Origin of the sequence: Pseudomonas sp. KT_2_4, assembly GCF_041410225.1 — a bacterium.
Lineage (GTDB): Bacteria > Pseudomonadota > Gammaproteobacteria > Pseudomonadales > Pseudomonadaceae > Aquipseudomonas > Aquipseudomonas paracarnis.
Genome location: NZ_CP166962.1, coordinates 198,616 through 211,157, shown reverse-complemented (window position 1 = coordinate 211,157; position 12,542 = coordinate 198,616). Strand labels below are relative to the sequence as shown.

The window sequence follows — 12,542 nt, the reverse complement described above, 5'->3', positions numbered from 1 at the left end:
CAAACAGTGCGAGGGATTGCAGATGGTGGTGTTCGTTAAAGCCCTGATGGATGGGGCTGTCTCTTGATCTCGGTGCTGGCCAACCTGATGCTAGTGCCGATGGATCCCGAAGCGCCGAAGGTTGAGCGCGTATTCGCGGATTTGCGTACCTGCCTGAATACCTTTGATAAGTGGGCCGACAGCTTTTTAAGTGGTTCGGCACTTAGCGTGGAGCAGGTATTCAAGGTTGGGGAAGACGTCGCACTGGTCGCGCCGATCTCTTCCGACAAGCCCAGCCGCACGGTCGCTCAATGCAAAGCCCAGGGCGGGCTGACGCTGGTGCATCTGTTCGAAAGCACGCAGTTCGTGCCTATCGGCAACACGCCCGTGAGGCTGCAAGCCGTTGCACAGGACGGCAGCCCGGTAGGCGCGCCACTGCATCGGACCATTGGCCCCAGCGGCATTCTTGAAGTCAGCGACTGTAGCCGCGACCAACAGTACGAAATCACCTTTTACCCCACTGTTTCCAAGGCTCACGTCCAGGCGCTGTATGCGTCCTATGAGTCTGTGATCGCCGGGCTGGAAACGGATTTGCGCACGGCATGGGCCGAGCACTTCAAGCCTCGATGGGCAGACTTTGCCAAAGCGCCAGCCTACAAGCGTAGCGGCATTCAGGGCATTGCCTTTGCGACCGGGCTGGGCAAGGCGCTCTACAACCTGTGGGACAACATCACCGAGCTGTACGACCTGCTCGCGAACCTCAAGTCCAACAGCGAAACGTTGCTGAAATACCTGTCCGAGGCCGAGCTGAATGCGCTGCTCAAGCTGGGCAAAGACACGCTGGCCAAGGGGTTGCTGGTACTCAGTGACGAGCCGCTGTTGTTTATCTACCTGTCGGCGCTGGTGGCCTGGGTACGCATGCTGCCGCCACCCGACATGTACGAACTGCTGGGTGAAATCACCGGCGAAGTGTTGATCAACTTGCTGCTGATCTGGGCCACACGGGGTATTGGAGTACAGCTGCGCCTGGGTGCTCAGGTGCTTAGTGGCGTCAAGTCCGGGCGGGCGCGGGCGTTGTTGGAGTTGCTGGCCAAGCAGGTGGCGGGGCCTCGGCTGGAACCCCATGTGGAGGCCGCCAAGCCGGTGTTGCTGAGCAGTGCGGCGACACCGATTAAGACGGTGCCGGCTGTGCCGTTGAAGGCGGGCGACACGCTGGTTTCGAACCCGGTGCCGATGGTGCGCGGCAAGGCCCAGCGCACGACGTTGGTCCGTCAGGAGCCTGTCGATGATGTGCCGGCCATGGCTTCAAATCCGAAGGGGGACGCGGCGGCGCCAGCGGACAAGACCGTTACCCACGGTTGCCCGGTGTCGATGGTCACTGGCGAGGAATTGCTGACCCTCACCGATGGCGTGCTGGATGGGATCTTGCCGTTTGAGTGGACGCGGCTGTACCGCACCAGTGCGGTGGACATTGATTGTGGGTTGGGGTTTGGCTGGAGTCATGCGCTGGCTCATCGGCTGGTGGTGTCGGGCGATTTGGTGGTGTGGACTGACCATGAGAACCGCTCGACTACCCTGCCCTTGCCCACCGACTCTCGGCCCGCGATCACCAATAGCCTGGCTGAAGCGGCGATCTACTTGGGTTCGGCTCCTGATGAGTTGGTGCTGGCCCAGGCGTCGCGTTTCTATCACTTTCGCGACGGTGTGCTGGTCTCGATCAGCGACGCGTATGACAACCGGCTGCGCCTTTGCCGGGATCGTTCTGGGCGGATTGAGCGGTTGGATAATGGCGCCGGTCGTTCGTTGCTGCTGCGTTATGAGTTGGGTCGCATCGTCGCGGTGGACTATCAGGTGCATCGCGCCAAAGGGCGTGAGCCCTACGTGTGGGAGACCGAGCAGAACCTTGTTTCCTACGCCTATGACGAACACGGACGACTGGTCTGCGCGACCAATGCTGTCGGGGAAAGCGAGCGTTATCGGTACGACGATCAGCACGTCATTCTCGAGCGGCAGTTGGCCGGAGGCGCGAGTTTCTATTGGGAATGGGAACACGCTGGCAAGGCGGCGCGCTGCGTTCGGCATTGGGCGAGTTTTTCGCAGATGGACACGCGTTATGCCTGGGGCGATGACGGGCGCGTCACCGTGCATAACGCCGATGGTAGCCAGGAAGTGTATGTCCATGATCAGCGGGCGCGGCTGGTACAGAGGATTGATCCGGATGGTGCCACGCATTTCAAATCCTACGACGACCAGGGCCGGCTGACCGTCGAGCAAGACCCGATGGGCGCGGTGACGGCCTATCAATATGACGACGCCGGACGCTTGGTGGCGTTGTTTCCGGGGGATGATGAGCCGACTTCCTACGAACATGACAACGGTTTTGTTCGGGTTGTCAGGCGTGGGGAGGCGGTCTGGAAATATGAGCGCAATGTTCAGGGCGATGTCATCCGCAAGATTGACCCGGATGGCAATTCGACTGACTACAGCTATGACAAACATGGGCAATTAGTTGGGGTTTGGTATCCCGACAGCAGTTGCCAGCGGCTGGTGTGGAACGAACGCGGGCAACTGCTTGAGGAGCAATTGCCCAATGGTGGGCTCAAGCGTTATCGCTATGACGATCTGGGGCGGCAAGTTGCCTGTGAGGATGAGCATGGTGCGCTGACGCAATATCACTGGGACTGCGTCGGCAGGTTGATTCGTCTTGTATTGCCAGGCGGTGGTTGTAGGGAATTCAGCTACAACCCCTACGGCAAAATCATCGCAGAACGCGACGAACTCGGCCACGTCACCCGCTACGAATACGCCGACGGCCTGCACCTGATCAGCCGCCGCCTCAACGCCGACGGCACCCAAGTCAAGTACCGCTACGACAACGCCCGGCTGCTGCTCACCGAGATCGAAAACGAAGCCGGCGAAACCTACCAACTCGACTATCACCCCAACGGCCTGATCCGCCAGGAAACCGGCTTCGACGGCCAGCGCACCGCGTATGCCTACGACCTCAACGGCAACCTGCTGGAGAAAACCGAATACGGCGACGATAACAGTCAGCTAATCACCCGTTATCAGCGCGACCACGCCGGGCGCCTCGTACAAAAAACCCTGCCCGATGCCAGCGTTGTCGACTATACCTACGACCGCCAAGGCAACCTCCTCAGCGCCGAAGACGGCCACTGGGCGCTGGCCTACGAATACGACCGCCAAAACCGCCTCACCGCCGAACACCAAGGCTGGGGCACCCTGCGCTACGGCTACGACGCCTGCGGGCAGCTTAAAACCTTGTGCCTGCCGGACAACAACCGCGTCACCTTCAACCACGACAAAGGCGGCCACCTCGCCACCATCGAACTCAACGGTGAAGTGCTTACCTCGCACCTATTCAAGAGCGGTCGAGAGCATCAGCGCCAGCAAGGCCAAGTGCTCAGCCACTACCACTACGACGACCAACACCGCCTGCACGCCCACGCGGTAACGCAGCAACAAAACCACCTCTACCAACGCCAATACGACTACGACAAAGCCGGCAACCTCACCCGCCTGCTCGACACCCGCAAAGGCCAACACGACTACCGCTACGCCCCCCTCGCCCGCCTGACCCGCGCCGATCACTCGCAGGACGTACAGGAACGCTTCGCCCACAACCCGGCCGGCAACCTGCTGATGCAAGACCGCCCCGGCCCGGACATCGTCGCGGCGAATCGTCTGATGATCCAGGGCGACCGTCATTACGACTACGACGCCTTCGGCAACCTCATCCGCGAACGACGCGGCAAAGGCCAGCAACTTGTCACTGAGTACCGCTACGACTGCCAGCATCGGTTAGTCGGGGTTACAACGCCCAACGGCCAAACCGCCAGCTATCGCTATGACCCGTTTGGGCGGCGTATCAGCAAGACCGTGGACGGCAAGACTACCGAGTTTTTCTGGCAAGGCGACAAGCTGATTGCCGAACACCATGCAGAGCGCCATCGCAGCTACCTCTACGAGCCCGGCAGCTTCCGCCCATTAGCACTATTGGAAGGTTTCGGTCCAAAAGAAACCAAGCCCTACCACTACCAACTCGACCACCTCGGCACCCCGCAGGAACTGACCAACCCCGAGGGAGAAATCGTCTGGTCCGCCCACTACCGCGCCTACGGCCAGATCGCCCGGCTCGACGTGGGCAAAATCGACAACCCACTGCGGTTTCAAGGGCAGTATTTCGATGCGGAAAGCGGGCTGCATTACAACCGCCATCGCTACTACTATCCAGATATTGGTCGCTACCTGACGCCAGATCCGGTGAAGTTGGCGGGAGGGATCAATGGGTACCGGTATGTGCCCAATCCGACGGGATGGGTAGATCCCTTAGGGCTGAGCTGTAAGGTTGGAATTTGTCCTGGCTCAAAAATCGACGCTCCAGCAAAAAAAATACCCAGCGGCGTACTAGACGGGCATGAAAAAGCAGGCGGACATCTGATTAAGAAGCACGTAGAGCGGACTGACTATCAATTGGTAGAAAGGCTTGAGGTGGAGCCACATATACCTGCAGCGTCTACGTTCAAAACTTTAGAAGACGCAGAAGCACTTGTATCCAAAAGCTTGGCTTCGCACAGTCAGGAAATATCCAAATTCCTACAAGGAACGAAGGACAAGCATATTATCAGAGAGCATTCGAGCCAACCCGTAGGGTTGAGCGTTATAAGAGGCACCACAGAATCCATACCTGTTTATAAGTTTATGCTAGTTTTAATTCGAAAACCAAAAATGCCAGACGGCTACCTTTTACTGACAGGATACCCAATAGAAAAATGAACAACCAACTAACTGAACTTCAGCAATTCTTTGGAGCTTACTTCCATCAAGACTGGGTAGATGAGCACGCCACAGCTGACGAGGTCATTGATGCTTTTCTACTAGTCTCATCTACGGATGTAATCATCACCGTAAAAGAAGAAATTCTAGAACTGCTCAAATACTATACAAACGAATCAAATCTTTTGGAGAACCTGCTACACAAACAGTATTGCTATTATTATTATCCGCACGAGTGGGCATCAGGGCCGCTTTGGCTGAGCCACATCGTAAGAAAAATTGAGAACCACTTACTCCTCAAACAATAATCGATCGCCCCCCCTAAACAAATCAGCACCGCCACTAAAGGAAAAATCCTATGCAGTTAAGTACGCAGTTTAAAAGTCATCGAGCGCAACTCGCTGTACTAAATGAGGTAACCACCAGAGCAGAACGCAACCTACCGCCTTTTACCGGGGAAGATTACTACGGCAACCCAGTTGTCCGAATCGAAATGCAGGGTTGCGGAAGAGGATACATACCAAACCCTTCTGACCGAAACAATCCAATACTTGATGAAAACATGGATGCAGCGATCGCAAAATTTGATCGCGAAACCAAAGAACTTTATACCGTATTCCCTGTGGGTAATGACCAATGCTGAAACACCCTTTTCTAGATATCCCGTACGCACCGAAACTTCGGCACTTACTCAGCCCGTTCGATATTTATGATCGCGAAGAGACTTTAGGTGAAGAGTTTGCACGTTACGACATCAACCTTGACACAGACAGAAGACGACTGATCAAAAAATACATAATTGAGAAATCTTCAGATCTAAGCTATCGACATCGCAAGGTTTTATGCGACAAATTGGGGGCTGCACTTAGCGACGAAACCTTTGATTTTTCGCACTTATTGAGACAGGCTCCCGGCTATTATTGCACCCTGCCGTGGGGATGGAGTGAAATGGACAATCCAAAAGGTTTTTTCGAAGAAATTTATAGATTAACTAATGAATGGTGGAAAGAAGACCTCCAAAAAGCCAGCCTCGAAGACCCTGCCACATGGTGACTTCCACATTGAATACACCGAGTACTCAATGTGGGAGGGGGCAAGCCCAAATGCCGGTCAGTTAGAGCGTCATCGTCACCTGTTGTAGAAGCGAGCTTGCTCGCGAAAAACATCAACGATAACGTGTGCTGCCTGAATAAACGCGGCGCCTGTGAATTTTTCGCGAGCAAGCTCGCTCCTACACATGCTTTTAACAGACTGACATCAGGGTTTGCCAACCTTTAGCTTCGCTTCGAAATCCAGCGATCTGATCAGCGCGGGCCAGCCAATTCATGTGCAAACTGCCCCATCACAATCACCCCCGAATACCGATCAGTCAGGCGAACGCAACGCTCAAAGCAAAAAAGATCAAATGTGGGAGCTGGCTTGCCTGCGAAAGCGGTAGTGCAGTAACACATGCAGCGACTGACACACCGCCTTCGCGGGCAAGCCCGCTCCCACAGGGGATCTGCGTTTGCCTGAGGGGCATTCCTCCCCCATTCAAATCTGCTTCGTTCGATCATCCAGTGTTCTGATCAGCGCTTGGACAACTCCATAATCATCCGACTCAACAAATAAACCCGCGGTACCACACTCTCCACCTCGGCATATTCCTCCGCCGTGTGAATATTGCCCCCCACTATCCCAAACCCATCCAACGTCGGCGTGCCTACCCCGGCGGACAAGCTGGCATCCGCCGCGCCGCCGCTGCCTTCGATGGTCAACTTGCGTCCCAGTTCGCCATAAATCCCTTGGGCCATCGCCACCAACTTATCCGACTCGGCCGTCTGCGGCATCGGTGGCAGGCCGCGCTGCAGGCTGGTGTTCACTTCGGTTTCCGGGATCAATTTGTTGGCTGAAACCCGGGCCAGGTCTTTCTCGATCCGGTCGAACTCTTCCGGCAAGGCCGCACGCACGTCGGCCTTGGCGGTGGCTTGGTCAGGGATGACGTTGGTGCGGTCACCGGCCTTGAGCACGGTGAAGTTGATGGTGGTTTTCTTGTCTTCATCGCCGAGTTTGCCCAGTTGCAGGATCTGGTGCGCGGCTTCCATGGCGGCGTTGCGTCCCAGTTCCGGGGCGACGCCGGCGTGGGCGGCCTTGCCTTTGACTTCGACCACCGCGGTGGCGCTGCCTTTGCGCCACACCACCAGGCCGTCGGCGGGGCGGCCGGGTTCAAGGTTCAGGGTCACGTCGTGGCCCTTGGCAGTGTTGCGGATCAGTTCGGAGGCGGCGTCGGAGCCGGTTTCTTCGCTGGCATCGAGCAGGAAGGTGATCTGCGCGTAATCCTTGAAGCCCTGGCTTTTGAGGACTTTGAGCGCATAGATGCCCGCGACGATGCCGCCCTTGTCATCCATCACGCCGGGGCCGTAGGCGCGGCCGTCCTTGATGTGGAAGGGGCGCTCGGCAGCCGAGCCTTCCTTGAATACGGTGTCCATATGGGCCATCAGCAGGATCTTGGCCTTGCCGGTGCCTTTGAGGGTGGCGACCACATGGCTGTTGTTGGCGGCTTTATCCGGCACCAATTCGATGGTGAAACCCAACTGTTTCAACTCGTCCACGGCGATATCGCGCACTTGGGTCAGGCCCGGCTCGTAGCCTGAGCCCGAGTCGATATTCACCAGGCGCTCCAGCAGCTTCAAGGCTTGGGCCTTGTATTGTTCGGCCTGTTGCTGGATCTGTTTATGAGGCTCGGCGCTGTAGGCCGGCAGGCTGAAAGACAAGGCCAGGGTAGCGGCCAACAGGGTACGCGGGAAGGTGAAGAACATGGACCGATCCTTGTTTTTTGTTGGAGGGTGCCCCGCCACCCTACCCCACTAAACTGACCGCAACCAACTGCCCTGTACCGAGCTGACCCGGTTGCGCCCGCTGCTCTTGGCTTCATACAGCGCCTGGTCGGCATCGTTGAGCCAACTGATGGAGTCGGCGTGGCTCGGCTGATACGGCGCCAGGCCGATGCTCAGGCTCACTCGCAGTGTTGGGTCCTGGGCGTAGGCCAAGGCGTTGAAGCGACCGCGCAAGGCCTCCATCACCTCGGTGGCACGGTTGAGGGGCATATCGGGCAGGATCACGCAGAACTCATCACCGCCATAACGGCCGGCCAGGTCGGTGGTGCGCAGGTTCTGGCGCAGCACCTTGCTCAGTTGGCGCAGGACGATATCGCCGGTCACATGGCCGTAGGTGTCGTTGATGGTCTTGAAGTGGTCGATGTCGATCAACGCGATGGCGGCACCGGCCGGGCCACGGCGGCAACGTTGAAATTCGAGGTCCAGATGGTCCTTCCAGGCGCCGTGGTTGAGCAGGCCCGACAGGCTGTCGGTGCGGCTCAAGGCCAGCAGTTCACGTTTGTGCCGGGCCAAGGTGACGGCCTGGCGATAGCAGATCCATCCCAGGGCCAGGGGATACAGCATCAGGATCGGCAGGCAGGCATACAGCTGGGCCTGGGTGGTCAGGGCGACAAACCCAGGTGTGAACAGCAACAACGCGGTGCCCAGTCCCAGTGCCTGCGCCACCCAACCCGCGAACAGGAAGCGCGGCCCGCCGATGGCGACGTTGTTCATGCTCATCATCGACAGGGTGGTGACGCTGGGCAGCGGGTTGAAGTGCATCGCGCCAACCCAGAACCCACCGCAAAAGGAATCGAACAGCAGGCTGCGGCGTTCGCTGCGCAAGGTATTGGCCGAGCGCAACGAGCATTGAAAAGCCAGGTGCGGCCACGCAAAGGCATTGACCAGCATCCAAGCCCATACCCACAGAGAGGGGTTCAACGGATACATGCCGAACGCCACGCACACAAAGCCGAGCGTCAGCCCCAGCAGGCGAGATTTGTACAAGCGCAAAGCGAGCGGAAGTCCTTTTCCTCCGACGGCTGGCATGGTGGGGGCGATCCTGGGTGAATGCCTGGAGTCTAACAGGGCGACGTCAAATCGCCACTACCGCTTATTGGCTAATACTTCAGTGCGAAAACCCGCGTGCCAGCATCAAGGCGACGCCCAGCAGCAAGACGGCCGTGACCCGCTGCAACAACACCCGGCGCTTGGGGTTTTCCAGCACGTGCTTGATGCGCTGGCCGAAATAGCAATACAGGCAGCCGCTGGCAAATTGCAGCAGCAGGAAGGTCAGGCCAAGGATGGCGATGTCCGCCGCCGAACTGTGTTCACCGGCGCCGGCAAACTGCGGGAACACGGCGCTGAACATGATGATGGTCTTGGGGTTGGAAAACCCGGTCAACAGCCCTTTGCCAAACAGGCTGCGCGAACCCTCCACGGCACCTGCGTTGTTGATCGACACGCCGCTGCTGGTCCACTGCTTGTAGGCCAGGTAGAGAATATAGGCCACACCGACAAACTGGATGGTCTGGGTAATGGCAAGGTTGCCCTTGATCAGTTCCGAGAAGCCCACGGCAAAGATCAGGATGGAAATCAGGTAAGACACACTGGCGCCGATCTGCGCGGGGATCGAACTGCGCAGGCCGTCCTTCAGGCCCAGGCTCAACAACAACAAGGTCATGGGGCCGGGGCTGAAGGTCATGGTGGCGCAAAACAGCAAAAAGTAGAGAAACGACGACAGGGTTAACGCACTTGTCATGGCCAGGGACCTTGAATTAAGAGAACAACAGCAACGAGGCGAGCGCATCAAGCGCCCGCCCCAGGCCGGTCAGGCGACGGCGATTTCAGTCGTCAGGGACTCGCGGTACATCACCGCAAGGTCAGCCAGCGCGGCCTTGGCGGTCTGGTTACGGGTTTCAAACGCCACCAGGCCCTTCCAGTTGGTCTCGACAATGGCCTGCACCACATCGGCGTAATCACAGTTACCGTCATGGATGCCGAAGTGCTGGTCTTGCACGCCGTTGTTATTGCTGAAAGAGATGCCCTTGATCAGGTGGTGATACTTGCGCACCACTTCTGCCGGCAGGCCGTTCTCGATGTTGGCATGGCCGGCGTCGAGGAAGAAGTACACATTGCTGTGGGCTTGCAGGCGCTCGAACACAAAAGCGTATTCCGCTTCATGGGTAAAGATGTAGTGGAACGGCCGATAGTTGACGTAGTTGGACAGGTTCTCCAGGTAGATATCCGTGCCCTTGGCCTCGGCGTAGCGCGCCAGTTCCTGCACCGACTTGAGGTAATGCTCCAGGGCAACCTTCTTGGCCATCAGCACCATTTTCGGCTCGACGATGCAACCGCCGTGAATGATCAACGGCGCGCCCAGGCGGCTGGCGATGTCGATTTCCTTTTTCACATACTCCACGGCAGCGCTGCGGAAGGCTTCTACATCACTGCCCAACGGTGCCTTGAAGTTGCCGTGGAAAACCGGCTTGACCCCAGTCGCCGTGATTTGCGCCTGCAGGCTTTCGATACGCGCCTCGGTCCAGTCATCGACCATTTCGCCGAACAGGCTGCCGTCGATGTACCAGTGGGTGCAGTCACCTTCGATGGCGGTTTGCAGGCCCTTTTCGGCGCCCAGGTATTTCTGGTGGGCCACACCGGTGCAGAACGGGACGGTGGCGTTGATCAGTTTGCTTTCCATGGAGCGATTCCTTTCGTTGATGGAGTGTCAGGCGAATTGACGTTCAGGAAGATTGATGGCCATGAAGTCGGCCTTGGTCACGCCGCAATCCGGGCATGTCCAGTCTTCAGGCACCTCTTCCCAAGGGGTGCCTGCGGGAATTCCGTCCTCCGGAATACCCAGTTCTTCTACGTACATAAAACCGCAGGGTGCGCACATATAAGTCTTCATGGAAATGCAGAATCCATTGCTCAGGTGTAGGAAATATCGCCATCTCCAGGCGAGATGCCGCGCAGTCTAGGGGAGTGGCATTGCGCAAGGCAGGTAAAGTGATGCCTAATCCGGCCTAACTTCACCGGTAAAATCACCGGCAAACACAAGGACGCGTCATGTTCGTATCCGCCATCGCTTTTGTAGAAGGCACGCCCAAGGTCCAGCAGATCGTCGAGGCGTTCAGCCACGCCATCGAAAATGGCGAATGGGCACCGGGCAGCAAACTGCCATCCGTGCGTGAGCTGACCCAGATCCTCGGCGTCAGCAAGTTCACCCTCAATGAGGCTCTGGACCGCCTGCGCGGTCGCCACCTGCTGACCTCGAGCCAGGGCCGCGGCTACTTCGTGGCGATGGACAGCACACGCCCTGCTTCGGCGACCTGGGTCGATCTACTGCCCCAAGACCTGCTCAGCGTATTGCGCCGGCCCTTGGCCACCGCCAGTGGCGAACTGCGGCCCGGTGGCGGACACCTGCCGGAGGACTGGCTCAATGGCGAAGCGATCCGCCAGGCCATGCGCAGCGTGGTGCGTGCGCCGTCGCTGCGCATCGCCGGGCTGGGCACGCCGGCGGGGCTGTTGCCGTTGCGCCAGGCGCTGCAACAGAAACTGCATGGCGAAGGCTTGTCGGTGCCGGTGGAGCAAATCATCACAACCCCCAACACCGTGCAGGGCCTGGACATGCTCATGCGCCTGCTTGCACGCCCCGGCGACACGGTGTTGCTCGACGCGCCGTGCTATTTCAACTTCCACGCCAACCTGGCGCTGCATGGGGTCAAGGTCGTTACCATTGAGCGCCGCCCCGATGGGTTCGATTTCGCGGCCCTCGAACAGTTGCTGGCCGAACACCGCCCCAGCCTTTACCTGACCACTAGCGTTCTGCATAACCCCACCGGGCATTCCTTCAGCCCCAGCCAGGCGTTTCGGCTGCTGCAACTGACCCAGCACTATCACTGCCATATCGTCGAGGATGATCTTTATGGCGACCTGCATCCCAACCCTCCTCCACGCCTGGCCGCCGTCGCCGGGCTGGAGCAGGTCACCTACTTGTCGGGGTTCTCCAAGAGCCTCAGCGCCAACACCCGCGTCAGCTACGTCGTGGCCGCGCCGCAACTGGCCGCCAACCTCACCAATATGAAATTGATGAGCGGCGGCGTCACCTCCGAACTGTTCGAACAAATCGTCTACCGTATGCTCAGCGAAGGCAGCTATGCCAAGCATCGCAAGCGCATGGTGCAACGCCTGATGGAGGCCGGAGGGCGCGTCGAACAATGGCTCAAGCGCTGCGGGTGCGAACTGCCGATGGCGTATGAAGGCGGGATGTTCATCTGGGCACGCCTGCCGCCTGGCGTGAACGGCGAACTCCTGGCTCAGCAAGCCCTGAAACGCAGCATGGTGCTGGCGCCCGGTGCGCTGTTTGGCTATGACCCGGCCCATCGCGACTCGATGCGCTTCAATGTGGCCCACAGTGATGAGCCACGGGTGCAGCGGGTATTTGAGGCGCTGTTGTTGCATGGGGTGGCACACAAAAGCAAAAGCGGCCCAACGTAACCACGATGCGAAGCGAGTAGCTCTTGCTCTTGCTCTGATTTTGATCTCAGGCGCCCCGTTAAACCACGCTGGCCGGAATTCGACAGGGATTTGGGGGGTAAACCGGCAGGGATGCCGGTTTAGCCGCCCCGCGCCATGGATGGCGCGTGGCGGCGGCCCCCCAAATCACTGGCGGATTACGGGCACACCGAGCCTAAGCGAGGTGCCGAGTGGTGGGGCAAGAGCCCTTTGGTTACTTTGGGGCTTTTCCAAAGTGACCCGCCGTAAGGGCGGACCCCTAGGTGGCCGTTACCGCAGGAATGGATATGTACTCGGTATAACTGCGTCGGCTGTCAGGCCGCCTTCGCAGGCAAGCCAGCTCCCACAAATTGATCGCGGGGCGTCAGGTAGATAGGTGTCGGCTGGCAGGCC

General features: G+C 58.4%; 10 protein-coding genes. 5 read left to right on the top strand and 5 right to left on the bottom strand.

The window, feature by feature from the left end:
* Window positions 1-87: 87 nt before the first annotated feature.
* Genes AB9N64_RS00935 through AB9N64_RS00920 form a run of 4 tightly spaced genes read left to right on the top strand, consistent with a single transcriptional unit; the run spans window position 88 to window position 5,829 of the window.
* A complete protein-coding gene (locus tag AB9N64_RS00935) occupies window positions 88-4,776 on the top strand; it encodes an RHS repeat-associated core domain-containing protein (RefSeq protein ID WP_371360406.1) in 4,689 nt (1,562 codons plus the stop codon).
* On the top strand, window positions 4,773-5,084 hold the full coding sequence (locus AB9N64_RS00930; protein ID WP_014718121.1) for a contact-dependent growth inhibition system immunity protein: 312 nt from the start codon (window positions 4,773-4,775) through the stop codon (window positions 5,082-5,084). The genes AB9N64_RS00935 and AB9N64_RS00930 overlap by 4 nt, the downstream gene beginning before the upstream one ends.
* A 50-nt stretch (window positions 5,085-5,134) precedes the next feature.
* Window positions 5,135-5,419 (top strand): hypothetical protein, encoded by a 285-nt coding sequence (locus AB9N64_RS00925; RefSeq protein ID WP_074059145.1) that lies wholly within the window; start codon window positions 5,135-5,137, stop codon window positions 5,417-5,419.
* On the top strand, window positions 5,413-5,829 hold the full coding sequence (locus AB9N64_RS00920) for a hypothetical protein (protein ID WP_019819573.1): 417 nt from the start codon (window positions 5,413-5,415) through the stop codon (window positions 5,827-5,829). The genes AB9N64_RS00925 and AB9N64_RS00920 overlap by 7 nt, the downstream gene beginning before the upstream one ends.
* Window positions 5,830-6,344: 515 nt before the next feature.
* Here the strand turns inward: AB9N64_RS00920 and AB9N64_RS00915 are convergent.
* The 5 genes from AB9N64_RS00915 to AB9N64_RS00895 all read right to left on the bottom strand — a co-directional run bounded on the left by AB9N64_RS00915 (window position 6,345) and on the right by AB9N64_RS00895 (window position 10,542).
* Window positions 6,345-7,574: a M20/M25/M40 family metallo-hydrolase gene (locus tag AB9N64_RS00915; RefSeq protein ID WP_020303175.1), complete on the bottom strand. Its 1,230-nt coding sequence runs from the start codon at window positions 7,572-7,574 to the stop codon at window positions 6,345-6,347.
* A 48-nt stretch (window positions 7,575-7,622) separates the two neighbouring features.
* Window positions 7,623-8,681 (bottom strand): diguanylate cyclase, encoded by a 1,059-nt coding sequence (locus tag AB9N64_RS00910; RefSeq protein ID WP_014718118.1) that lies wholly within the window; start codon window positions 8,679-8,681, stop codon window positions 7,623-7,625.
* 79 nt (window positions 8,682-8,760) lie between these two features.
* Entirely contained in the window at window positions 8,761-9,393 is a 633-nt protein-coding gene (locus AB9N64_RS00905) for a LysE family translocator (protein ID WP_014718117.1), read from the bottom strand.
* 69 nt (window positions 9,394-9,462) lie between these two features.
* Window positions 9,463-10,332 (bottom strand): sugar phosphate isomerase/epimerase, encoded by an 870-nt coding sequence (locus tag AB9N64_RS00900; RefSeq protein WP_014718116.1) that lies wholly within the window; start codon window positions 10,330-10,332, stop codon window positions 9,463-9,465.
* Between the two features lie 27 nt (window positions 10,333-10,359).
* Entirely contained in the window at window positions 10,360-10,542 is a 183-nt protein-coding gene (locus AB9N64_RS00895; protein WP_014718115.1) for a rubredoxin, read from the bottom strand.
* A 158-nt stretch (window positions 10,543-10,700) separates the two neighbouring features.
* Between AB9N64_RS00895 and AB9N64_RS00890 the strand changes: the two genes are divergently transcribed.
* Window positions 10,701-12,131, top strand: a complete 1,431-nt coding sequence (locus AB9N64_RS00890; RefSeq protein ID WP_019817295.1) for a PLP-dependent aminotransferase family protein — start codon at window positions 10,701-10,703, stop codon at window positions 12,129-12,131.
* The last annotated feature ends 411 nt before the right edge of the window (window positions 12,132-12,542 follow it).

What these genes read in the sequence shown, in the direction of transcription:
- AB9N64_RS00935 (WP_371360406.1), top strand. Translation starts at nt 88, where the DNA reads ATGCTAGTGCCGATGGATCCCGAAGCGCCGAAGGTTGAGCGCGTATTC.
- AB9N64_RS00930 (WP_014718121.1), top strand. Translation starts at nt 4,773, where the DNA reads ATGAACAACCAACTAACTGAACTTCAGCAATTCTTTGGAGCTTACTTC.
- AB9N64_RS00925 (WP_074059145.1), top strand. Translation starts at nt 5,135, where the DNA reads ATGCAGTTAAGTACGCAGTTTAAAAGTCATCGAGCGCAACTCGCTGTA.
- AB9N64_RS00920 (WP_019819573.1), top strand. Translation starts at nt 5,413, where the DNA reads ATGCTGAAACACCCTTTTCTAGATATCCCGTACGCACCGAAACTTCGG.
- AB9N64_RS00915 (WP_020303175.1), bottom strand. Translation starts at nt 7,574, where the DNA reads ATGTTCTTCACCTTCCCGCGTACCCTGTTGGCCGCTACCCTGGCCTTG.
- AB9N64_RS00910 (WP_014718118.1), bottom strand. Translation starts at nt 8,681, where the DNA reads ATGCCAGCCGTCGGAGGAAAAGGACTTCCGCTCGCTTTGCGCTTGTAC.
- AB9N64_RS00905 (WP_014718117.1), bottom strand. Translation starts at nt 9,393, where the DNA reads ATGACAAGTGCGTTAACCCTGTCGTCGTTTCTCTACTTTTTGCTGTTT.
- AB9N64_RS00900 (WP_014718116.1), bottom strand. Translation starts at nt 10,332, where the DNA reads ATGGAAAGCAAACTGATCAACGCCACCGTCCCGTTCTGCACCGGTGTG.
- AB9N64_RS00895 (WP_014718115.1), bottom strand. Translation starts at nt 10,542, where the DNA reads ATGAAGACTTATATGTGCGCACCCTGCGGTTTTATGTACGTAGAAGAA.
- AB9N64_RS00890 (WP_019817295.1), top strand. Translation starts at nt 10,701, where the DNA reads ATGTTCGTATCCGCCATCGCTTTTGTAGAAGGCACGCCCAAGGTCCAG.